We start from the raw sequence: 21,112 nt of genomic DNA on the forward strand, positions 1-21,112 counted from the left end.
ATTTAAGCATTGGGATGGAACACATATCCCAGAGAGGTAACGAGATTAATCGTTACAGCGTGAAACATTTGTGAATAGAATCCATCGCGCGATAATTTAAGAAAAGTGCTTATTTAATCAAGATCGTAGACGGTATAGCCTTTGTTCTGGAGACATTTACGCAATACGAGAGATTGGGTTTTGGTTGAATCATTTGTTCCACTCAAAGCACCAGCTCCAGCTCCTACAGCACCGCCGGCAGCAGCACCGACAGCCGCTCCACCTAATCCGTCTTCTAGCGCACCAGCAGCTGCGCCGATCAATGCGCCTGTAACTGCCCCATTAGTGGCTTCAGATTTCGCTGCCTCTGATTTGTCGACATTTTCTGCATAGCCTTGGCAGTAAAGAAAGTCTTGTTCATATGTACTAGGGTCAACATTGGTCATGTCGACGACAGGTTTTTGGTTGTAGGCGCAAGCTGTAAGCGTAGAAGTAAGCGCCATAATCAGGATAAAAGATTTATACATGAGTACTATCCATTTAGTGTGTGAATCTTATGGATTAAATGTACACTGTTTTATTGTTGGGCTCTGTCGCTTGAGTGTATTGAAGTGTCGTCTTCTGTAAACGGGGTAGGAAGGTTAAGTTAACTGTCTGATTTTTTGAGGCTAAGTGTGAAGCAAGCTCCTCCAAGTGGGCTATGGCAAATCGAAACTTCTCCACGTTGAAGCTCCATTATCTGTCTGACAATCGCCAAACCGAGCCCAAACCCGCTCGTCTTTTTGTTGCGAGATTCATCCGCGCTGTAAAATGGTTCGAATAGATGAGGCCAATGCTTTTCTTCAATACCTATGCCATCATCATGAACATTGATGAAGCAGCGGTGCTGATCGTGTTTTATCTCTACTAAAATCTGCTTATCTGCGTACCGCATTGCATTGCGCAGCAAGTTATCTAAGGCTCGCTTTAACAATTTTGGGTCAGCAAACGCAAGAACGTTTTCTGAGTTTACTTCTTGAAGCGAGATAGCGAGCGTAGTCTCTTTTTGCCATCTCTGTCGTAACTCTTTGACTAAGTTGAATAGGACGACTTCTTCTTGAGTTTGTAATGCTGTGTCAGGACGCTCCATCTTTGCGTAGTAAAGCAATTCTTCAACCATTTCTTCCATCTCGTCAATGTCTTCGACGATACTGTAAACATACTTTTTCTGTTGTTCAGTTAAGGTTGAATCCGATAACAAATCTGCTTGCCATTGTAAGCGGAAGATTGGGGTACGCAATTCATGTGCAACGGCGTTAGTTAGCATTTTATTGCTAGTGATCAAGCGAGATACTTTATCGGCCATCGTGTTAAAGCTTTTGTTTAACGTCCCAACAGACTTAGCGCTTGAGGTACTAGCTCGAGCCTTGAAGTTACCTGAGGCAAACTCAACGGTCACTCTCTCTAGCTCTCGAATCCGACGGCTTAAGAACCAGATCAACAATATGCAATACAGAGCAAATCCAGCTAAAAAGAACAACCAAACGATATTGTCATCAAAGTTGGCAGCTTTAACCACAGGGCTATTCGGATTATCGCTCATTTTAAAGATAGGCGTGCTCGCATCTAGGCGGAACCAGATATCCCTTTCTTCATCATAAGCGACGTTAACGGAGGTATCATTTTCAAACGCCTTTTTGATGTCTGTTGGAAGCTCTTCAAGCGTATGAGGCACCAACAAACGATGGCTTGATGTGGCAAATTGTTCCAACTGTTGTTGAGTATATTCTAATCCGTGTTCTTTATAGATAGGGTAGATCAGATCGTGAAAAGCTTGACCCTCATGCTCTTGTAACAGGTAGTCATAATCTGTGTTGATCTCATAAACTAAGAACTCGTATCCCCACAAGCTAGCCATAAACAGAATGATAAGGCCAACAAAGCTTTCCAGATAAATCCGTCTCATTATTCATTCCATGCATCAGGCATAAATAGGTAGCCTTTGCCGCGAACGGTAATGATTTTTTGTGGTGAGCAAGAAGCATCGCCTAGCTTCTTTCTCAGTGTCACTATGCGATTATCAATGGTGCGGTCTGTTCCATCGTATTCAATACCACGCAGTGTTTTGGTCAGCCACTCGCGTGATAGTGTTTTTTCAGCATGCGTTGCAAGAACCCACAACAAATCGAACTCGCCGTCTGTCAGCGCAATTTCTTCTTGGTTCATTACGCACGATTTACGCAACCGGTTTAAACACAGAACACCAATTTGTAGGCCGTTTTCGGACTCGGTAGGCGCCGCCTCTTTTCTTCTTAACAGCATGCGAATACGAGCTAGCAATACGCGAGGTTTGATGGGTTTAGTAACAAAGTCATCTGCGCCTATTTCTAATGCGGCGACATGATCGAAGTCATCATCACTTGCTGTTAGCATCAACACTTTGCCTTTGTAGCATTCTCGGATTTGACGACATACACTCAGACCATCTTGCCCGGGTAGCATCAAATCTAACAGCACCACGTCTGGTTGTGTGTCAATAATCGCATTGGGTGCGTCCGTCCCATTGTCGATACATTTGACCTGAAAACCTTGTTCAACAAAATACTCACCCAACATAGTTTGTAATTTGGGATCGTCTTCCACAATGATTAGAGATGGTTTGATTTGTTGTGCGTTCATTTAAGTGATGTATACAATATTTAATATCAATGGAACTTAAACAAATTTACGAATTATTTCAAATAAAGCTTTCTCAGAATAAGGTTATCGGATGAGTTAATTGGATAAAATTGCCAATTAATGATTTAAATCTAATCACCAATCACATTTCGAGAGATGTAAAAAGGCGCAACGTTTGCGCCTAGGTATGGAATCTTAAAGCGAAATTACCGCTTATTCGGTGGTACATACGACGCTGTTGTCGCTGCCAAATGCATTTGGAACGTAAGCATCAGCTTGTGGGTCATTTTCCCACTTCGCGTCATCGAGCAAGTAACGGAACTGAACATTCCGCGCTTTAGGTAAGCGGGTTTTAAATTTAAACTGACGACTTTTCTTCACTAATTTCATCGGTTCTGGCTGCCAGTTGTTGAAGTCTCCAGCAATTTGGACAGAGTCCCACTGATCTTTATCTAGCTCGAACGTGACTTCGACTTCATCTTTTGTCTTAAAGAATCTTTTTTTAAGCATTGATCTTTCCTTGTTCGTACAAAAACTGTTCTAACTATTACTCGTGTTTCATAATGATTTCAAGTTTTATAGAATTGTTGCTGGTATCTGATGAGGGGAGTATCCGAACGGTGAATAGCTCGTTGTGCTGGTTTCGTGTACTGAGGGAGCGTTAGAGAGAAAATTCACTAGCCTAAAATAGTCAAAGAACAGAGTTTGTTAGCGAGCCGAGAGTCCGTATCTTGAAGTCAAACCGTTATCATGTATTATCTTAAATCACCATTTTCCTTGATGTAGCTATGTTGAAGTTTAACCGTACATTGTTGACTGCGATAGTTTGCTTAGTTGCTATGCTTTTGAGTAGTGTCGCTCCTGTGGCGCAGGCTTCCGCTCCGATGAAAACAATTGAAGTACGCGATCTTATTGTTCAACAGGCTGCTCTGCACAAACAACTTGGCGTCAACGACGACTGCGTAGAATCACATCACGATGAGTCAGCCATCAATAAGGCACAACAATCTCACACGAGTTGTAGCTCTTCCTGCATGGTCAAAATTCCCGCCAACTTATCTCAAAACGACTTACTGCTTCTTCCTTATAGCCTTGCCTTGATTGGTAGGCCTCTAGTCGAAAAAGTAGTGACTGTGATCACCAAGCTTTATCGTCCTCCGATTGTTTAATTCCTCATCTCAAATTACTTGGGGTTTACCCCTTTTTACCAAATGAAATGATTTGGCATTTGAATGCCACAAGGAAATAAACAATGAAAAAACTACTTGCCTTATGTAGTGCACTTTTACTGACTTTTACCGCTCATGCAGCGCAATTTGAAGAAGGGAAGCACTACAAAGTTCTGGATGTTAAGAAAGCATCGAAACCTGTTGTGACGGAATTCTTTTCTTTTTATTGCCCACATTGCTACAAGTTTGAGTCGCTTATTGAGCGTTTAAAACCTGCTCTGCCAAAAGAGGCAAAGTTTGAAAAGGTACATGTGGGGTTCATGGGCGGAGATATGGCGATTCCGATGGCCAAGTCCTACGCGACGATGGTGTCGCTCGGGGTTGAAGATACAATGATTCCTGCCATGTTTGCCCAAATTCATCAAAAGCGACAAGCGCCAAAAGACGAAGCTGAGCTGAAACAACTCTTCGTTGATAATGGCGTAGAAGGTAAGAAGTTTGATGCGGCTTACAACAGTTTCGCCGTAAACTCAATGCAGAAAGGTTTTGATAAGCAATTCTCTGCTAGCACGTTGAGAGGGGTTCCGGGTGTGGTTGTGAACAATAAATACATTGTTTTGGCCAACGAAATTCGTACTTACGACGAGTACAATCAATTAGTTAATTACTTATTGACGCTGTAACTATAAATAGCATTGAAGCTTAAAAATGGCGACGGTAGAGTCGCCATTTTTTATGCTTATCACTTTCGTATTATCTAAGAACGCTTGTACATGCTTGAGCCGGAACACTAGTCATAAGTATGGCATGCGGATAAAACAAGCTAGCAGCAGTGATTGCAACATTACATGGCTGAGCAATCGTGGTTTTAATCACATTGGTAAGCACAGCGCCTGTATTATTTACTGTTTGAGCGGCGGCTTGTTGTGCCTGGTAAGACACGCAACCTGTCGTTGCATTGATCATCGCAGTGCTAAACAAAAGTTTGCGAAAAAACATATTCATATCCTTTGTGAATGCTTTGAATTACTTATATGTGGATTGATTCATAAATGAAACAAAACAGTGTTCAAAATATGTGTGCATTCACGAAATGAACATTGTTTTATAAAAAGACGTTTTTTTGTGATCTTAGTACTGGACAGACCAGGTTATGAAACTAAAGCCAATCCGTGCATTACGATTACGCCGAAGGTCAGTTTGCTCCTCATTCCTTGATATCCCTTGGGCTCGGCGTCTTGTTCGACTTTCCTCACGAGCTTTTCTGCATACCAAACAGCAAGGTACCCAATTGCTAAGAGTAGGGTTGCGACTGCGTAATGTTTGTGGCCCTGCAGTAATGCGCCCCAAGCCAGTAAGACAAAAAGGTTGCTGAGAATTAATATATTTCGGCTAAGGCGATGGTAGTAATGCTCAATGCCATTACCCCAAAGGATGCCGGATAAAAAACTTAATATAACGGCGCTATATGCGATGAAAAATTGCTGACCACTTAAATTGAAGAGTGAGATGTCAGTGAAAATCAGCCCTAAACTAAACACAAATGGAACCAGGCCTAAGTAACCGAGTTGTAGCATGGTTGAGCGTGTTGTCATGGTCGTCACCTTATAATTGTTGCTCTATCATATTGGTAAGCGTAGTACTTGTCGGTGATGTGGAGCTTGGAAAAGTAGCAATAACTTTACCTTCAGAGCTAATTAGAAACTTGTAGAAGTTCCATTTTGGTTTTATGCCTGCTTGGTTGGTAATTTGGTTGAAGACTGGGTTCGCATCTACACCTAATACTGAAGAGCGAGCCATCATTGGAAAGGTGACCCCGTAATCGAGATAACAGACTTTCGCTGTGTTTGTTTCGCTTCCTCTATCTTGTCGAAAGTCATTGCTCGGGAAACCGATAACGGTGAAGTTTTGGTCTTTGTAAGTTTGATAGAGGGTTTCTAACTGTTCGAACTGAGGAGTGAAGCCGCACTGGCTTGCTGTATTGACGACCAGAAGCGTCTTTCCCTTAAAGCTTTCGCATAGATCGACTTCTTCCGTTGAGTTTAACAACCTTTGCTTACCTTGGAGAATATCAGGGCACTCAGATGCAAGAGCAAGCGAATTCATGGAGAGAAAGCTAACGAGAGCGGCGAAGTTCAGTAATCCTTTCATGGTGTTGTTCCCCTTGTTTTCAATAAGTATAACTACTTAAGTGCAAAGAGGATCGATCAAAAAAGCCGCACAAATGCGCGGCTTTTTCAAGAGCTGAGATCTGACTATGCCAGTTTCAACTCGAACTGGTTCAGGTACATTACCATATCTTCAATCGTCAGTACCGGCATGTTGTGCAGGCGACCGAATGCTACGATCTCCGGTGCCTTTGCCATCGTGCCATCTGGATTGGTCACTTCACACAGTACGCCAGCGGGCTGAAGCCCTGCCATTTGCATCAGATCAATCGTACCTTCTGTGTGACCACGGCGAGTCATTACACCACCTGGACGTGCGCGCAGAGGGAATACGTGACCCGGGCGAGCAAGATCTTCCGGTTTTGCGTGCGGGTTTGCCGCCGTTTTAATGGTCGTTACGCGGTCTGCTGCTGAAACACCCGTTGTTACACCAACTTTCGCTTCAATAGAAACCGTAAATGCGGTTTGGTTTGCGCTGTTGTTGTTTACCACCATAGGAGGCAGTTCCAGTTTGTCTGCTTGAGCATCTGTTAAGCACAAACAAACGATGCCGCTACATTCGCGGATCATCAATGCCATTTGCTCGTTAGTGAGGTGCTCGACTGAATAAATGATATCGCCTTCGTTTTCGCGATCTTCATCATCAAGAAGCAGTACGCCACGGCCTTCTTTTAAAGCGATAAGTGCGTTTTCAACGCGAGTAATTGGGTCGCCGAATTCGGCAAGTAGTGATGACTGATTCATGGTTAACTCCTAAATTTCACCAGAATCAGGGCGGTATGAGAGATCGCCGTAAAATACGATCAAAAAAGAAGTGCACCAGCATTCTTAGCGATCTGACTCGCTATGCTGGTGTATTCTTATTCTCTTTCATCCGGACTATAACCGTCGGCTCTGGCATCTCACCAGATCTGCTGACCTCGACGAATCGAGCGCTCGCGGGCTCACTTGAAAAAGTATACCGCCGGTGGGGAATTTCGCCCCGCCCTGAGAACAATTAAAAATGTACCACTTCATCCAAGTTGTGAAGAAGTGGAGCTAGGATAGTACTGCGAACTGAATAGCTTGGAAAGTCGATTCCATCTGTATGATGGAAAAGTGTGCTATCGACGGAAATAATCTGTGCGAATAAAGTGATCAATCTGCTGCGGCACGAAGGTGTTGTAAATCAGGCTCGTATGCGTTTGCTTCACTTCGATATGATCTTGCATACCGTCCAGTCTTGTCTCTTCTACGGTAACGGTACCGTCCGACATGGTGTTGTCATTACGGATCAACAATGGGCGAGCGCCAATCGGCATCGTTCCTGCGATACTGCCGAGTTTTTGAGGGAAATCCCAGGCGTCATCATGTTTGTTTAATCCGTGGTGTGGCGAATTGCCTAAAATTGCACCCAATCCGAGATCTTGAATTCGACCTACAATGGACGCGCCTTTAAGAGGCGAACCGATAGCGACAACATGAGAGATTAAGTTAGTGCTCGGTTTTCTGTTGGCGAGATAGCGCTTAATCATCAAGCCTCCCAAGCTGTGTCCCACGAGCACGTTTGTGGTCAGTGGATTAAGCGAATGATCAATAGAATCAAACAGTGAAGACTCATCGATAGCAACAGTGTTATAGCTGAGTACTTGCGTTTCGTATCCGAGTTTTCTCAGCTTTTGGCTAAGAGGCTGCATGACCAGCCCATGCATATAAAGACCATGTAAGATGATGATTTTCATAATACCTCCTAGATTTATGACGTCGTAGATATCCTACTCTAATTGACAAGAAACTACTTGTGCTTTGTGGTGCATATTTACTTTTTGCTGCAAAGTTTGACTGCTGTAGCAAGCGACTCAGCGCAGTAAATCCTGTACTTGTTGTTGCAATTGATGACGATTTAAAGACGCAGGACTTAACACTTCACCGATAACAACATCCACTTTTGACCAAAAACGAGTCGGTCGTTTTGTGAGAGCATGTCCGCCTTTGTGGCTGAAAAAAGAACCCCAAAGCCCTTTTAACGCCATAGGGATGACAGGAACAGGGTTACGTTCAAGGATTTTTTCTACACCAGGGCGAAACTCACCCAATTGACCGTTAGACGTTAAACGACCCTCAGGGAAGATACAGACAACCTCACCGTCGTTAAGTGCTTGTTCAATCTGTTCAAATGCTCGTCGGTAAGTGTCGGCACACTTACGTGGAGAACAGATCGGGATAACACCGGCATGACGGAATACATATTTAAGAACAGGTAGCTCGCTGATGGACTTGTCCATCACAAAACGAACCGGGCGAGTAGAGGTTCCCATCAAAATCAATGCATCGACATAGCTAACATGGTTAGCCACGATTAACGCAGCACCTTGTTCAGGAATATGTTGGCGCCCCTTTACGGACACACGATACATACAATGGCTGAGTAAATAACTGATAAAGCGTTGTGTAAATTCCGGTACTTGGCGATAGACATAGATCGCCACGAAAAAGTTACCTATTGCCATCATGGCAAACAGTTCCACAATAGAAAGCTCTAGTACGCTGAGTACAACGATCGAAACCAAAGCAGACACCACCATAAACAACGCATTCATGATGTTGTTAGCAGCAATGGCACGTGCACACTCCCCTTTGTTTGAACGCGATTGGATGAACGCATAAAGAGGAACAATAAAGACACCGCCGCTTACACCAACAAGGAACAGGTCAATCATGACGCGTAGATGTTTTGATTCAGCAACGAAGTTTTGCACATCATAAAAGTGCACCGGAAGTGATAGATAACTCGGGACTGCCCATAGCAAGTCGACGCCAAAGACTGTCAGACCAAGGATACCGAATGGCAAAATGCCAAGCTCAACGTGGTTGAAAGAAAGTTTTTCACACAACCAAGAGCCTGTAGCGATACCAATGGAAAACAATGCCAACAGTAAAGAAACGACAGTGCTATCTGCGAACAAATGTTCGCGTGCGAAGTTAGGGAATTGAGTCAGGTAAGTCGCACCCATGAACCAGAACCAACTGATGGCAAGAATAGACATCCAGATGCCTCTCTGTTTTTTTGCCACTTTTAACGTGTTCTTTAAACCAGAAATCGGTTCAAATTTCGCTTTGTCATTCGATTGGCTAGGCATCGTTGGAATATTCACGCTGCTCATGAACCCAAGCAAAGACAAGGCAATCACGGTACAAGAAGCAATCAAGGTACCATTAGGAATGGCTAGCAGCAGGCCTGCGCTAAGCGTACCTATAAGAATCGAAAGAAACGTGCCCATTTCAACCCAAGCATTTCCTTTAACAAGCTCATTTGGTTTGAGCGCTTGTGGTAGCAAGGCGTATTTCACGGGACCAAAATAGGCCGATTGAGTGCCTGCCATAAACAGCAGAACCAGCATCAGCATGGCACTTTGGGTGGCAATAGCGGTTGCTGCGCAAGACATGATAGCTAGTTCGATGAGCTTTAGACGTCGGATTAATTTGGCTTTGTCCATGCTGTCAGCGACGGCACCAGCATGCGCTGAGAATAGAAAGAAAGGTAGGATGAATAAGCCTGCCGCCAAATTAACGAATAGATTGACGGATATTGGTAGGTTATCAATTTGGCTGTATGTCACCATCAATAACAGAACGTTTTTGTAGATGTTGTCATTGAGTGCGCCAAGGCATTGCGTCACAAAGTAAGGAAAAAAGCGTTTTGAGAAAAACATACGGGCCCCGATTAAACAAAGTCGAATGAGATGGGAGCACTTTATGCTCAATGAACGATTAAACCAGCTTTCTCTTTCTAGTGACGTTGTATGCCACCAAAAGTAACGAAATTCGTTACTTTTATTTCCATTTGTTTATTGAGTTACTAATTGCGAGACTTATTGGTGAGTTTTCTTTCCCATGGTTCAAATAAAGGGAACGTCCAGCGACGCATCGCAATAATCAGAGAGGTGCCGTGTTTTTCGTCCATACCGAGAGAGCTATCACTTTGGCAAGCCTGATAAAACTCATCGATGACCTTTTGCAGTTTCTGTTGTAGCTTCTTGTTGGTTGGTACACTCATCAATCCTGTTGCCATGGAGAACTTTTCATCTTCACCAGAAAAGTAGCTTTGGAAAAAGGCGTCTTGAACTTGCTGTTGGAAGAACCGTTGAATAGGGCCGCCCATCTGCCACTTAAATGTCGGAGATATACGCAAACGAATTTTGTTATTTGGCTGCAAGTCGATGATGTTCAGCCGATCCAAATGAGCAAGCTTTTGCACCAGTTCCAACTCATTGAAGGTATATTGCTGAACGATTTGTTCAAACTGATAGCCATTTACAACACAGATCGCCACGAGCAGCAGGGCTTTATCGTCAACCAGCTGCTTTTCTTGCTCTAACGTTAGCGACTCTAGACCTTTATTGTGCGCAGCCGCGAGCTTAAATAGTTCCGCCATTTCTAAACCAATCAATTGGCAAATTCGTTCTAAGCGCTCAAGGCTAATGTGCTGACCTTCAGCGAGTAAACGTTTGACGCTTCCTTCACTTAAATTAAGGTGTTGTGCAACATCCGCATAATGCAGCCCAGCTAACTTTAGTTGGCGTTTAAGCTCTTTAATTAACGTATAGCTTTCTGACATTTACGCTGTTACCTCGTCGTGTAACTGCTCTAGGTACGTTTGCATAAAGGTTTTGCGTTTTTGCGCTTCGCGTCTCGCTGACTCCGTGTTCATGGTTTCAGCGATTTTGAATAACTTGGTTTGAAAGTGATCCAGAGTGAATTGTTTATCGTTAAGTTCACGTTCTTCGGCAAATATATCGCTGTCGTTGTAAAGTTGCGCGTTAAATTGAGTGCTGACTTGAATGCATCGCGTCACGCCAATTGCGCCTAAAGCGTCCAGACGGTCGGCATCTTGGACGATTTTGGCTTCCAACGTATTTGGCCTGATGTTTGCGCTAAAGCTGTGTGCCTCTATCGCATGAGCAATGGCATCATGATATTGCTGCGGATAATCGATACTCTCTAAAAATGCGACCGCTTTTTTGGCTGCGATGATTGAGCTCTCTTTGCGATTTGGGTGATCTTTCGGGTAAGTAAAGCAATCATGCAAATAGGCAGCCGGTAATACAATCGCGATGTCTGCATTTTCTTCTTTGCAGAGCTGTTTCGCTGTTTTGACCACGCGTTTTACGTGTTTAAGATCATGAGCTGCATCTACTTGCATCTCTTGCTGCATAAATTCCAAAAATTGCGGTTCTATCTGGCTTAATGACGTCATGGTTCATATCTACAACTAAAATGAAGTCAGAAGTATGCCCAACGCTTAGAATAATTTCCAAGTGCGATGGTGTAATTGAGATTCAGCCACCAGAACCTTGTGCAACGTTTGGTACTGAGCCGTTTTATATGGCCTTTCAATGTGTTCAGTGGTTTATGAGACAAGAATAGACAGAGCGAGCAGTGATGTTTACCAGTAGAAAAAAGGCCTGACGATGTCGTCAGGCCTTTTTCGTTTCGCCGATCTTTTTAGCGTTTGAACGTTACTTGCTCTGCTTGTTCAAGATGAATATGAGTTGTCGCAGGCTGTGTTTCTGCAATCACTTTACCGTGACGAACAGAGTAACGAACCGGCACTTGGCGACGTACTGCGTCAAAACCATTTTCTGCGGGAAGAATCAGTAAACTACCTGGTTTGCCTTCTTCAATGCCGTGCTTGTCTTGAATGTTCAGTGTACGTGCTGAATTGTTGCTGATCAGATCCAGTGAGTTGTTGATTTGGTCGTAACCCATCACCTGACACACGTGCAGACCCATATGCAGTACTTGCAGCATGTTTGCAGTGCCTAGTGGGTACCAAGGGTCAAATACATCATCGTGTCCAAAGCAGACGTTGATGTTGGCATTCAGCATCTCTTTCACTCGTGTTACGCCGCGACGTTTTGGGTAATCATCAAAACGGCCTTGTAAGTGAATGTTCACCAATGGATTTGCCACGAAGTTGATACCGGACATGCGTAATAAACGGAACAGGCGAGATGCGTATGCACCGTTGTAGGAACCCATCGCTGTGGTGTGACTGGCCGTGACTTTATTCCCCATATCAAACTTGTGCGCTAATGCTGCCAGTGTTTCAACGAAGCGAGATTGTTCGTCATCGATTTCATCACAATGCACGTCGATCAGGCGGTCGTATTTTTGCGCTAACTCGAATACGTAGTGCAGCGATTCAATGCCATATTCGCGTGTGAATTCAAAGTGTGGAATCGCGCCAATCACGTCCGCACCTAATTTGACGGCATCTTCTAGCAGCTCTTTGCCATTTGGGTAAGAGAGAATTCCTTCCTGCGGGAAGGCGACGATTTGGATATCTACCCATTCTTTCATCTCTTCACGCACTTCTACCATCGCTTTTAGGGCAATTAGGGTAGGGTCTGAAACATCGACGTGGGTACGAACGTGTTGTACGCCGTTTGCTATCTGCCATTTTAAGGTTTGTTTTGCGCGCGCTTTCACGTCTTCAATCGACAGCATTTCTTTGCGCTCAGCCCAACGTTCAATACCCTCAAACAATGTGCCAGAGATGTTCCAGCTAGGCTCGCCTGCGGTTTGAGTTGTATCTAAGTGAATGTGTGGCTCGCAGAAAGGCGCAACCGCCATACCGCCTTCAGCATCGATGATGTCACCGTTATGACTAAGCTCCACATCGTTGCTTTCAATGCGCTTGAATTGACCATCTTCAATCAAAATTTGCTGCAGACCTTCTTGTCCTTTTAGCGTTACGTTTTTGATCAGTAGTGTTGTCATGATGGTTCCTTACGCTGGCTGTGTAGCCAGTGCTTTTTTGTTAAGAATAGGATTAAGAATCAGGAAGCTAATTGCGCCGCCAAGTACAGCGTTAATCGGCACTACGCCAGGCAGGAAGTGTCCCGCACCAACGCCAATCACGACAGCGATAATGCCAGCCCAGTTAACGTTTTGGAATTGGGCGGCTTCAAAGTTTGCGTAGCGTTTACGGTTCGTGGAGAAGTCAGCGATGATCACACCGCCAATCGGTGGAATTGCCAAAGATAAGAAGGTCAGCCAGCCAACAAAGTTATTGTAGAGCCAGAGAGCGCAAAGTGTGCCAACAAGACCGTTCGCCATTGAGATGTATTTACTTGGTAAGCCTGTGATGTTGGAAAATCCAAGACCCGATGCGTAGAGCGCGTTGTCGTTGGTCGTCCAGATGTTCAAGCCAAGAACGATGATAGCTGGAATAAGAAGACCTTGCGCGATCATCACTTCAGAGATGTCTGATTGACCCGTCACCGACGCACCTGCCGCGCCAAAGATAAACATTAACGAGTTACCGATGAAAAATGCCACCATGGTGATCATCACGGCGCTGCGCGGCTTTTTACCAAAGCGTACGAAATCCGCCGTTAATGTACCAGCACTGACAAAAGAGCCGACAACCATCGCGAGAGCTATTGAAAAATCGAGTGGCTCGGTTGGTTGAACCTGTTGTAGTTCGCTTATACCGCCAACACTATTTACTGCCTCGATGACAGAGTAGCCGCCAAGTAGCGCAATGGCAGGAACGGCAATTGCTGACAACACCATCAGTGCGGAGATGCCAAAGTAAACGGTCGCGGTCATGAGCAAACCGGAGACGAGGATCAAAGTATTGGTATCGATGCCCGTTGCTTTGTGCACCGGAATCGCAAACATCGCGACACCAACTCCAAACCACCCAACTTGAGTTCCGCCAAGAAGAGCAGAAGGAAGCCAAGAGCCTTTAGAACCAAAAGAGAAACGAGCAAGAAGGTGAGTAGAGAGACCAGTAGAAGCGCCGATGTAACCGAGGAAAGAAGTGTAAATACCGAGGATTAGGTTACCGATGAGAACAGCGAGGAAAAAATCATTAAAGGAGAGCCCAGTACCGAGAGAACCCCCAGTCCACATACTTGCGGAGAAAAAAGTGAGTCCTAACATCACCATGGTTAGTGACGCCACGCCTTTTCTGGCCGTGTTAGGAACTGGTCCAAGACTGTAGTTATTGTCTCCAGCCATTATTACCTCCGCACATTGAAATATTAAATTATAGCACCTGATTTTCAGGCAAACGGCGCGTATTATCGTGATGTAAATTTAATAGTCAATGATAAAATTGCAATTTAAACGTTTGCTTTGTTTTTGATGTGTATTTTTTCTTTTAATAACAATGGTTTGATTTTTAAATTCTAAAGGTGGAAATTTTGATTTTACGTATTTTCTATGATTTATAGACAGGTTTTCTATGTGAAATGAATGTTTTGAATTGCTATTTGTTTTTATGGATTAAATTTATCTATAACTCTGGATTGTTCAGTCGATTTCTATGAAAAGAAAACGATTTCATGATGAGGTTTTTGGTTTGGACGTTATTTGTTCTTTTCTTGGGTGTGTTTTCTTGGTTTTATTTTATGTAGGTGATTTATTTTTGTTGAAGCTGGCATTTCTAATGGTTTAGTGGGCGAATATTTGAATTTTATAAACAGTAAACAATCTGTTGTGGGTAAGAAAAGTACAACCGAGCTCGGTCAGAGGATAAGAGGGCAATAGCCACATAAAAAAATAGCCAACCGCAAAGAGTGCGATTGGCTTATATACATGTGAACAAAATCAAGTTCACTAACAACGTCAGTTGGCTAGGTGACCCTCGGCTTAAGAAGGGTCGATTTATATAATGCAGTTACTGTGCCAACTTTAATATGCCCTAAAATACGTAGTTTCTGTGACATGCGTTGCTTAAAGTTTGAGTATGTTTGCAATTTGCAACTGCGTTATGCAATTTGACTCTATTATGCTAATGATTGATTAATAAACAATGAACCTTTTAAAGCATGACTAAACTCGCCGTTCCTAAAAAGGCGAAAAAACCGACTACATCTGTCACTGTTGTTAGAATCACCGAGCCAGCCAAAGCGGGGTCCAATTTAAACTTATCCAGAATAATGGGAATCAGCACACCAAATAAAGCTGCGGTAATAATATTGACGATAATGGCCAGCGCGATGGTTCCCCCTAGAACCGGAGATTGAAACCACAATCCGGCGAGCCCGCCGATGATTAACGCCCAAGCAATGCCGTTCAGAGAGCCAATACCCAACTCATTTTTCAAAAGCTTGAAGCGGTTACCTGGGGTGATCTGATTAAGCGCCATCGCACGAATCATTAGAGTGAGCGTTTGGCTGCCAGCAATGCCCCCCATGGATGCAACAATTGGCATGAGCACCGCCAAAGCCACCACCTGCGCAATTACATCTTCAAATAGTCCGATAGTGACAGACGCCAAAATCGCAGTAAGCAAATTGATGCCTAACCAAACACCGCGCTTTTGCGAGCTTTTTAATACTGGCGCAAACAAGTCATCGCCTTCATCCATACCTGTACCGGCCATCAAACGTGCTTCGTAGATTTCACGCTGTGTACTCAATGCAAACTGCCAATCGACTTCACCGATCAGTGTTTGGTCTGCATCAGTTACAGGGAGAGCGGGCAGTGTGCTGTGTTCTAATGCCTCTACCGCTTCAGGAAGCATCATTTTACTGTCTAGAACCGTCACAGCCTCAATAACGAGTGTTTTTAAGCGAGTATCGGGCTCACCACGTAAGATATCGAAGTAATTGACCGTTCCACGATACTGTTTATTACGATTAATCAGATATACCTGTTGAGGCGTGTCGTAGCTATAGCGCTCCATTAACTGCTTAGCTGTCCCAATCGTAATGTTGAAGGGCAGGGTGATGATCTTACGTTCAGCCCAGTGGCCGAGTTCTTCATCAGCATACTCGTTTGCTTGATCGTAAAGTTCCAACTCATCTTTTTCTATCAACGAGAGCGCTTCGTTGATGATCGACTCTGGCAACGAATCGGCCCATTCGATGAGCGACAAGTTGTCGAGTTTAGCGAGAGTGAGCTTTAGCTCGACTTCAGATAACGCATTGATGATAGAGAAACGTACGTCCGCACGCATTTCCGTTAACACGTCGATATGTAGCTCTAGTGGTAAAGCTCGCCATAAGCGAACACGATCGTCGATTGGAAAGGCTTCTAGAATCAGGGCAACCGCGCCGGGCTCGAGGCCCGCTTCAATAGATTCATTGAGCGTTGCGACTTGATCCGCTTCTTCGGCTTGGCCAATTTGCTGGATTAGAGTGGAGAGATCTTGAAACTTGCTCACCGAGTACCCCGATAGTTAATTCGTTTTATGGAAGTATGGCATGTTATTGAGATGCGCAACTATGCATCTTAACCTTGCTCAAGGTACTTGAAAGTAACAGAAAAACAATAGGCTATTCGCTGTTGATGGTGAGATATGGCTGTACCAATTGGCGAATGTTCACTTTTGCGCCAATACGGGCTGCCAGCAAGTACATTCCGCCGATTTTTCTGTGTAAAAATAGGGCATCTGCTGGTGGAGTATGCCAGTATTCTTGCTCCATGCTTAGAATGGTGCCAGCCTCGCGAAGCTTTTGTGCTAAGTCGCTGGCTTTGAAATCATAGGGCTCATCGACCAACATAGGTTCACATGCCATTTTCACTAGATCGAGAATCGCTTGGCGTTGGTCTAGAAGGATGGTTTGGCTGAAGAAGCCTATTTGTTCAAGCGCATCATTCAAGCCTTGTTCGTCATTGTTAACGACAGATGCGAAAGCTTGGCGATAACCAGTGCTGAACCGCTCGCTGTACTCGCGAGTGGCCCCGAAATCTAGCAAGCCGATTTGACGAGTGTTTTCGATATATAAGTAGTTGGCGAAATTTGGGTCGGTTTGTACCATCTTAAATTCGAACAGCTCTCGAAACAGTAATTCGAGTAGGCTGTGCATGACAAAATCTCGCGTACTCTGATCATAATGTTCGATTTGCTCAATCGGGCTACCATCAATGAATTCCATCGCGAGAACGGAGTCTGAGCAACTTTCAGTATGAATCTTGGGCACCACAAAATGAGGGTGCTCCTTCAAAGCGTCATGATAACGAATGGCAAATTGTGCCTCTCGTGCGTAATCGGCCTCGTCATGTAGCTGCTTTTTCGCTTCTTCGAGCAATCCTTTGTAGTCGACAGACTCGGGAATCAACCCAACGACCTTGAGCAGTGTACCGACATTATCGACGTCGCTATCGATACTTTTCCGTATGCCCGGATATTGCACTTTGACGGCTAGGTTATCGCCCGCATCGCTGTAAGCTTGGTGCACTTGTCCTATTGATGCACTGGCGATTGGTTTGAAGTTAAATGACAGAAACTCAGCTTTCCAATTCGTTCCTAGCGAACTTTCCATTACTGCGTTGAGTTGTTTTGCAGGCATTGGGTCTGCGTTGGAACGAAGACGGGAAAGAATATCGGCGAGTTCAGGTTCTAAAACATCACCAGCATCCATTGATAGCATTTGTCCAAGCTTCATTGCAGCGCCACGTAGGTGAGCAAGTTGGTCGGTTAAACGCGCGATGTTCTGTGGCGTCAGCAAGAGGTCTTTCGCTTTTGGTTTGTTGCCTTTGGCTATCTGCTTCGTGCCTTCTGCAATCACATTGCCTGCGACACGGGTAGCAAGTGAAGCGAACTTGCTGAATCTTGAGATGCGATGGGTAGGTAGGCTTCTTTCCTTTACCGACATGAATCTTCTCCGCTATTTACTAACTAATTGTTATACGGGAAAAGGATATGTTTGGATACAAATGAAAAGAAAACCGCCAGCGTAACTGGCGGTTTGCGAGTTTAGATAGAGTAGAAGAAGTACAGTTGAGACTTCATTCGGATGATGATCCCGCGAATCACATCTAAGAAGGCCATGAAGCCTATCGGTTTTTCACCGCTGACCCATGCCAGGCCAACAGAGCCAACAGGGATGTCGTAGCCTTCTGGCTCATCAATCTTAAGACGAACAAAGTGATGTTTGTTTTGTAAGTTCTTGCCGGTTGTCACGCGAACAGAATCATCGAAACCCAGTAGATTACCTTGTGACTCACCTGTTGCTTCAACAATGCCTTCGACGGTCGCTGAGAAGATCTTACCTGGATAAACGGACGAAGAGAATTCCGCTGGCTGACCCGGTTTGATGTTACGAATCGCCTGGTGGTTGACTCGCATCAGCACGTACTTCTCGTTAGTGTACATGTTGATACGCGGCATCATCGATACACGCTGACCTTCACGCAGGATAAAGTTGGTGACAAAGCCATCTGTTGGTGCATGCACTTTGGTGCTGTTCAAATCCCATTGTGCTTTTGCAATTTGCTCTTCCGCTTGGCGCAATTCAGCTTGTTTCGTTTCAACCGCTAACTCGGCTTTATGAATCGCCAGTTTTGCTCGGGAAATATCGACTTGTTTCTTCTTAATTTGAGACTCAAGGGTTAACACGTTGTGACGTGCCATATCAACCGCACTCGATTGTTTGTCGATGTCGCTTTCCGTGATGGTGTTTTGCACCACTCGGTTTTGCTCAACATAACGATCTAGCATTTTTTTCTGCAATTTGTAGTCAACTTTGGCCGCTTCCAACTGGCTCTTTGATGTTTCTAGATCTTGCACTAGCGCTTCGTGATTAGCTTCTTCAATCTCGATGTCGCCTTTTGCTGTAGCTAATGCAACGCGAGCAGAATCAGCGGATACGTTCGCTTGATTTAATGCGATTTTGTATTGCGTTGGGTCAAGTTCATAAATTAGCTGACCTTCTTTAACTTTCTGATTCGGCTCAATGTAAATGTGGTCAACTTTACCTTTTACATTGGTTGAATCTGGACGCAATTGGATGTGTGGTGACTGCACGACAGAACCGCCGGATAAATCCATCGGGGTGAAGTTAATCAAACCTACCCAGACGAACATTAGCCAACCCAAGCCGCCAAGATAAGCGAACGATTTGGTTGCTTTGTTCCAAGGCATGCCAACCAAACGCAACAGATAGATGAAGAGTGCCCATACCGCTAAACCTTCTAACATTATGCTTCCTCTTTTGGCTGTGTTTCTGTTTGCGGTTTACTTTTCCATGTATCACGCAGATTGATGATGGCTTTTTCCATATCAACGAATGCAAAGATCACGGCTAGCACCCAAACCCAGTGCCAGACAAACCCTATCCAGGTCAGCGCAGTGATGAGCCCTATCTGATGATGGTCTTTGCTGTGTGCTTTATTGATAGGTAATTCATGGATTTTCCAAAAGCCGTAACACGCGCCCGCGACACTCGCGATTAAAACGACAGCAGCGACAACATGTAACGCCGTATCTGCGCCTGTACCGACAAATGGGACACTCAGTAAACTCATTAAACACTCCTCTATCAAACTGTTGGCGTATTGTGATCTGAATTTGATTTGCGGTTTTCTTTGTGACAGATTCAATCACTATAGGATTAAATTTGATGTGATTGGTTATGAAAACGGTTCGGTTTATTCGTGCGATGGGCATTCTAAACATGCATAACCTCGCGTTATCTAAATACAATTTGGACTCGGATGAGTTAGGGATCCCAGCATCGGTGTTTCGCAACCCAATGACACTGATCCCGCTAAAAGCCGTTGCGGAATGGTACCGTTGTGTTGAACAAGCCAGTGGTGACCCGGATGTGGTGTTGAGTCTCAGCCGAGGTATTGAACTGCAAAAGCTAGGGCCAGTGGGACGCTGGTTATTCTCCGGCAATGATTTAGCCAGTACCATTCGGCGAGTGAATTATGGTGTGAGCAACCTACAATCAGGGGCGTTTTTTGCTGGCGAACAGTCGGGTAAAATCATCAAATGGACTTACCACAACCCGTTTATAGAAACGTCAGTAAAGGTGCACGATAGTATCCGCTGTGCGGTATTTATGATTAAGGTGTTACGCGAATTTCTTGGCAAAGATTACCAGCCTTTACGTGTCAAGGTTTCAGGCTCGAGAAAAAATACTGAGCGATACCGGGAATATTTCGGCTGCGAGGTGGAATGGAGTCAGCCAAAAACAGAGATATGGATCCCGGGAGATGACCGACTAGCTTCTCGCCAAGTGAGCCATCGAGAAGACAGCCGTCTAGCGATGAGTTTTTCCGATTTGGATGATTTGCTTAATATGCCCGACCCAGAAGATGAGTTGAAAGTGATTTATGAAGTGGTGAATTACAGCAGCCATTATGGATTGCCAACGTTAGAGCGCGTTTCTTCTCTGCTTGATTTATCTGAACAGCAGTTTCAACGTCGTTTGCATAAATTAGGGCTCAATTTTTCGACGGTTTCTGGCTATGTATTGAGTAATATTGCAGCTGGTTTGTTGAGTAAGCGCGTGAGTATTGATGACATTGCCACGCGCCTTGGTTACACCAATGTGGCGAGCTTCAATCGTATGTTTAAGAAACATCGTGGATTAACGCCCAAGCAGTATACGGGAAGATTAGAGAAGTAGTGCTCCACTTATCTCTATGAGTACAAGCAATAAAAGCCCTCAAAAAAGTAGAGGGCTTTGTTTTTTTGTGTGTTGTTGTTTTATGTAATGGCTATTTTTTAGGGCGCCAACTTAGTGCACTTGCAACAGCGCCGATGGCAATTACATCCTTTTTTTGTTCGCTAAGTTCAGGGAGCATCTGTACCGCAATGGTACCGTTCGTCTGCACTGCGGCAATTTCTTGTGTGCCCTCCTTAAAGCTATAACCCAATGGAATGTCTACCGCCATCATGGCGTCAGGACTAGTATGTACAGTTTCTACATTAAAGTGGGTGCTACCAATACGCACTACGCCTGTCTCTTTTTTTTCAAAGCTGATGTCGATGAGAGCCGATTTTGGCTCCATCGCAAACTCACCGACTTTTTTACCATCTTGAGTAATGTCACAGGTGTAAGGATCATTCCCACCAAAATCGACGCCCATGTAGTTAACCGACATACCGCCTCCGGTGCAGTTCAAAAGCCAAGTTTCTCCGCTGTCGATACGAGTCACTTCTGCGCCCATTGAACCTTCTTTGAAAGAGATACGGTTAAACCAACTTGAGTTAGAAGCACTGCGTGAATACTTGCCTTTGTACTTACCAGCAAAATCAAAATGGCCATCTGCACCGAATCCCCAAAAATCACCGTCGGTTTTGATCAGCATTTCTGGTTGTGCTTTTACGGCATCAGTACGATCCATGACGGCTAGGCCACCACAACCAGCAAGGAGCAAGGGAGCGAATAGAATAAGTTTCTTCAT

The 21,112-nt window shown here is 44.5% G+C and carries 22 protein-coding genes and 1 riboswitch; of the genes, 3 read left to right on the top strand and 19 right to left on the bottom strand.

Going from position 1 to position 21,112, the window contains the following annotated elements:
- Positions 1–113: 113 nt before the first annotated feature.
- The 4 genes from R7070_RS01370 to R7070_RS01385 form a co-directional block, all read right to left on the bottom strand.
- Positions 114–506: a glycine zipper family protein gene (locus R7070_RS01370; protein WP_005373677.1), complete on the bottom strand. Its 393-nt coding sequence runs from the start codon at positions 504–506 to the stop codon at positions 114–116.
- Between the two features lie 119 nt (positions 507–625).
- Positions 626–1,924 (bottom strand): ATP-binding protein, encoded by a 1,299-nt coding sequence (locus tag R7070_RS01375; protein ID WP_042522686.1) that lies wholly within the window; start codon positions 1,922–1,924, stop codon positions 626–628.
- Positions 1,924–2,637: a response regulator gene (locus tag R7070_RS01380; RefSeq protein ID WP_005373673.1), complete on the bottom strand. Its 714-nt coding sequence runs from the start codon at positions 2,635–2,637 to the stop codon at positions 1,924–1,926. The genes R7070_RS01375 and R7070_RS01380 overlap by 1 nt, the downstream gene beginning before the upstream one ends.
- A 213-nt stretch (positions 2,638–2,850) precedes the next feature.
- Complete coding sequence (locus R7070_RS01385) at positions 2,851–3,147, bottom strand: isoamylase early set domain-containing protein (RefSeq protein ID WP_053349287.1); 297 nt, start codon at positions 3,145–3,147, stop codon at positions 2,851–2,853.
- 278 nt (positions 3,148–3,425) lie between these two features.
- Between R7070_RS01385 and R7070_RS01390 the strand changes: the two genes are divergently transcribed.
- Both R7070_RS01390 and R7070_RS01395 read left to right on the top strand, forming a co-directional pair.
- The gene (locus R7070_RS01390; protein WP_033906356.1) at positions 3,426–3,806 is read left to right on the top strand and encodes a hypothetical protein; all 381 of its coding nucleotides are present in this window, start codon (positions 3,426–3,428) and stop codon (positions 3,804–3,806) included.
- Positions 3,807–3,889: 83 nt separating this feature from the next.
- Positions 3,890–4,489, top strand: a complete 600-nt coding sequence (locus tag R7070_RS01395; RefSeq protein WP_005373667.1) for a thiol:disulfide interchange protein DsbA/DsbL — start codon at positions 3,890–3,892, stop codon at positions 4,487–4,489.
- 70 nt (positions 4,490–4,559) lie between these two features.
- Here R7070_RS01395 and R7070_RS01400 read toward each other — a convergent pair whose 3' ends face one another.
- From R7070_RS01400 to R7070_RS01465, 14 genes are all read right to left on the bottom strand, one after another.
- The gene (locus R7070_RS01400; protein ID WP_256900381.1) at positions 4,560–4,805 is read right to left on the bottom strand and encodes a hypothetical protein; all 246 of its coding nucleotides are present in this window, start codon (positions 4,803–4,805) and stop codon (positions 4,560–4,562) included.
- A gap of 152 nt (positions 4,806–4,957) precedes the next feature.
- On the bottom strand, positions 4,958–5,401 hold the full coding sequence (locus R7070_RS01405) for a DUF3429 domain-containing protein (RefSeq protein ID WP_005396352.1): 444 nt from the start codon (positions 5,399–5,401) through the stop codon (positions 4,958–4,960).
- 10 nt (positions 5,402–5,411) lie between these two features.
- Complete coding sequence (locus tag R7070_RS01410; RefSeq protein ID WP_025767949.1) at positions 5,412–5,957, bottom strand: glutathione peroxidase; 546 nt, start codon at positions 5,955–5,957, stop codon at positions 5,412–5,414.
- Positions 5,958–6,061: 104 nt separating this feature from the next.
- A complete protein-coding gene (gene ribB, locus R7070_RS01415) occupies positions 6,062–6,718 on the bottom strand; it encodes a 3,4-dihydroxy-2-butanone-4-phosphate synthase (RefSeq protein WP_005373655.1) in 657 nt (218 codons plus the stop codon).
- Between the two features lie 114 nt (positions 6,719–6,832).
- Positions 6,833–6,973, bottom strand: a riboswitch (FMN riboswitch).
- Positions 6,974–7,077: 104 nt separating this feature from the next.
- Entirely contained in the window at positions 7,078–7,695 is a 618-nt protein-coding gene (locus tag R7070_RS01420; RefSeq protein ID WP_005373653.1) for a hypothetical protein, read from the bottom strand.
- Positions 7,696–7,812: 117 nt separating this feature from the next.
- Entirely contained in the window at positions 7,813–9,666 is a 1,854-nt protein-coding gene (locus tag R7070_RS01425; protein ID WP_256900382.1) for an MFS transporter, read from the bottom strand.
- A 146-nt stretch (positions 9,667–9,812) separates the two neighbouring features.
- Complete coding sequence (locus R7070_RS01430) at positions 9,813–10,571, bottom strand: helix-turn-helix domain-containing protein (RefSeq protein WP_256900383.1); 759 nt, start codon at positions 10,569–10,571, stop codon at positions 9,813–9,815.
- Positions 10,572–11,210 carry an HD domain-containing protein gene (locus R7070_RS01435; RefSeq protein WP_017819864.1) on the bottom strand — a complete coding sequence of 213 codons (639 nt, stop codon included), beginning with the start codon at positions 11,208–11,210 and terminating at the stop codon, positions 10,572–10,574.
- A 248-nt stretch (positions 11,211–11,458) separates the two neighbouring features.
- Entirely contained in the window at positions 11,459–12,736 is a 1,278-nt protein-coding gene (locus R7070_RS01440) for a cytosine deaminase (RefSeq protein ID WP_318141073.1), read from the bottom strand.
- A gap of 9 nt (positions 12,737–12,745) precedes the next feature.
- On the bottom strand, positions 12,746–13,984 hold the full coding sequence (gene codB, locus R7070_RS01445; protein WP_256900384.1) for a cytosine permease: 1,239 nt from the start codon (positions 13,982–13,984) through the stop codon (positions 12,746–12,748).
- A gap of 805 nt (positions 13,985–14,789) precedes the next feature.
- Positions 14,790–16,136 carry a magnesium transporter gene (locus R7070_RS01450; protein ID WP_132937197.1) on the bottom strand — a complete coding sequence of 449 codons (1,347 nt, stop codon included), beginning with the start codon at positions 16,134–16,136 and terminating at the stop codon, positions 14,790–14,792.
- A 112-nt stretch (positions 16,137–16,248) separates the two neighbouring features.
- A complete protein-coding gene (locus R7070_RS01455) occupies positions 16,249–17,571 on the bottom strand; it encodes an ABC1 kinase family protein (RefSeq protein WP_256900385.1) in 1,323 nt (440 codons plus the stop codon).
- 101 nt (positions 17,572–17,672) lie between these two features.
- Positions 17,673–18,896: an HlyD family secretion protein gene (locus tag R7070_RS01460; protein WP_064354863.1), complete on the bottom strand. Its 1,224-nt coding sequence runs from the start codon at positions 18,894–18,896 to the stop codon at positions 17,673–17,675.
- On the bottom strand, positions 18,896–19,222 hold the full coding sequence (locus R7070_RS01465) for an MFS transporter (protein WP_017635162.1): 327 nt from the start codon (positions 19,220–19,222) through the stop codon (positions 18,896–18,898). The genes R7070_RS01460 and R7070_RS01465 overlap by 1 nt, the downstream gene beginning before the upstream one ends.
- Before the next feature lie 107 nt (positions 19,223–19,329).
- Between R7070_RS01465 and R7070_RS01470 the strand changes: the two genes are divergently transcribed.
- The gene (locus R7070_RS01470; RefSeq protein ID WP_053304538.1) at positions 19,330–20,331 is read left to right on the top strand and encodes an AraC family transcriptional regulator; all 1,002 of its coding nucleotides are present in this window, start codon (positions 19,330–19,332) and stop codon (positions 20,329–20,331) included.
- A 91-nt stretch (positions 20,332–20,422) separates the two neighbouring features.
- Here R7070_RS01470 and R7070_RS01475 read toward each other — a convergent pair whose 3' ends face one another.
- Entirely contained in the window at positions 20,423–21,112 is a 690-nt protein-coding gene (locus tag R7070_RS01475) for a hypothetical protein (protein WP_031778833.1), read from the bottom strand.

It is taken from the genome of Vibrio sp. 1557, assembly GCF_033340175.1.
Classification (GTDB): domain Bacteria; phylum Pseudomonadota; class Gammaproteobacteria; order Enterobacterales; family Vibrionaceae; genus Vibrio; species Vibrio alginolyticus.

Coding starts and splice junctions, on each gene's coding strand:
- R7070_RS01370 (WP_005373677.1), bottom strand. CDS start 506: ATGTATAAATCTTTTATCCTGATTATGGCGCTTACTTCTACGCTTACA.
- R7070_RS01375 (WP_042522686.1), bottom strand. CDS start 1,924: ATGAGACGGATTTATCTGGAAAGCTTTGTTGGCCTTATCATTCTGTTT.
- R7070_RS01380 (WP_005373673.1), bottom strand. CDS start 2,637: ATGAACGCACAACAAATCAAACCATCTCTAATCATTGTGGAAGACGAT.
- R7070_RS01385 (WP_053349287.1), bottom strand. CDS start 3,147: ATGCTTAAAAAAAGATTCTTTAAGACAAAAGATGAAGTCGAAGTCACG.
- R7070_RS01390 (WP_033906356.1), top strand. CDS start 3,426: ATGTTGAAGTTTAACCGTACATTGTTGACTGCGATAGTTTGCTTAGTT.
- R7070_RS01395 (WP_005373667.1), top strand. CDS start 3,890: ATGAAAAAACTACTTGCCTTATGTAGTGCACTTTTACTGACTTTTACC.
- R7070_RS01400 (WP_256900381.1), bottom strand. CDS start 4,805: ATGTTTTTTCGCAAACTTTTGTTTAGCACTGCGATGATCAATGCAACG.
- R7070_RS01405 (WP_005396352.1), bottom strand. CDS start 5,401: ATGACAACACGCTCAACCATGCTACAACTCGGTTACTTAGGCCTGGTT.
- R7070_RS01410 (WP_025767949.1), bottom strand. CDS start 5,957: ATGAAAGGATTACTGAACTTCGCCGCTCTCGTTAGCTTTCTCTCCATG.
- ribB (WP_005373655.1), bottom strand. CDS start 6,718: ATGAATCAGTCATCACTACTTGCCGAATTCGGCGACCCAATTACTCGC.
- R7070_RS01420 (WP_005373653.1), bottom strand. CDS start 7,695: ATGAAAATCATCATCTTACATGGTCTTTATATGCATGGGCTGGTCATG.
- R7070_RS01425 (WP_256900382.1), bottom strand. CDS start 9,666: ATGTTTTTCTCAAAACGCTTTTTTCCTTACTTTGTGACGCAATGCCTT.
- R7070_RS01430 (WP_256900383.1), bottom strand. CDS start 10,571: ATGTCAGAAAGCTATACGTTAATTAAAGAGCTTAAACGCCAACTAAAG.
- R7070_RS01435 (WP_017819864.1), bottom strand. CDS start 11,210: ATGACGTCATTAAGCCAGATAGAACCGCAATTTTTGGAATTTATGCAG.
- R7070_RS01440 (WP_318141073.1), bottom strand. CDS start 12,736: ATGACAACACTACTGATCAAAAACGTAACGCTAAAAGGACAAGAAGGT.
- codB (WP_256900384.1), bottom strand. CDS start 13,984: ATGGCTGGAGACAATAACTACAGTCTTGGACCAGTTCCTAACACGGCC.
- R7070_RS01455 (WP_256900385.1), bottom strand. CDS start 17,571: ATGTCGGTAAAGGAAAGAAGCCTACCTACCCATCGCATCTCAAGATTC.
- R7070_RS01460 (WP_064354863.1), bottom strand. CDS start 18,896: ATGTTAGAAGGTTTAGCGGTATGGGCACTCTTCATCTATCTGTTGCGT.
- R7070_RS01465 (WP_017635162.1), bottom strand. CDS start 19,222: ATGAGTTTACTGAGTGTCCCATTTGTCGGTACAGGCGCAGATACGGCG.
- R7070_RS01470 (WP_053304538.1), top strand. CDS start 19,330: ATGAAAACGGTTCGGTTTATTCGTGCGATGGGCATTCTAAACATGCAT.
- R7070_RS01475 (WP_031778833.1), bottom strand. CDS start 21,112: ATGAAGAAACTTATTCTATTCGCTCCCTTGCTCCTTGCTGGTTGTGGT.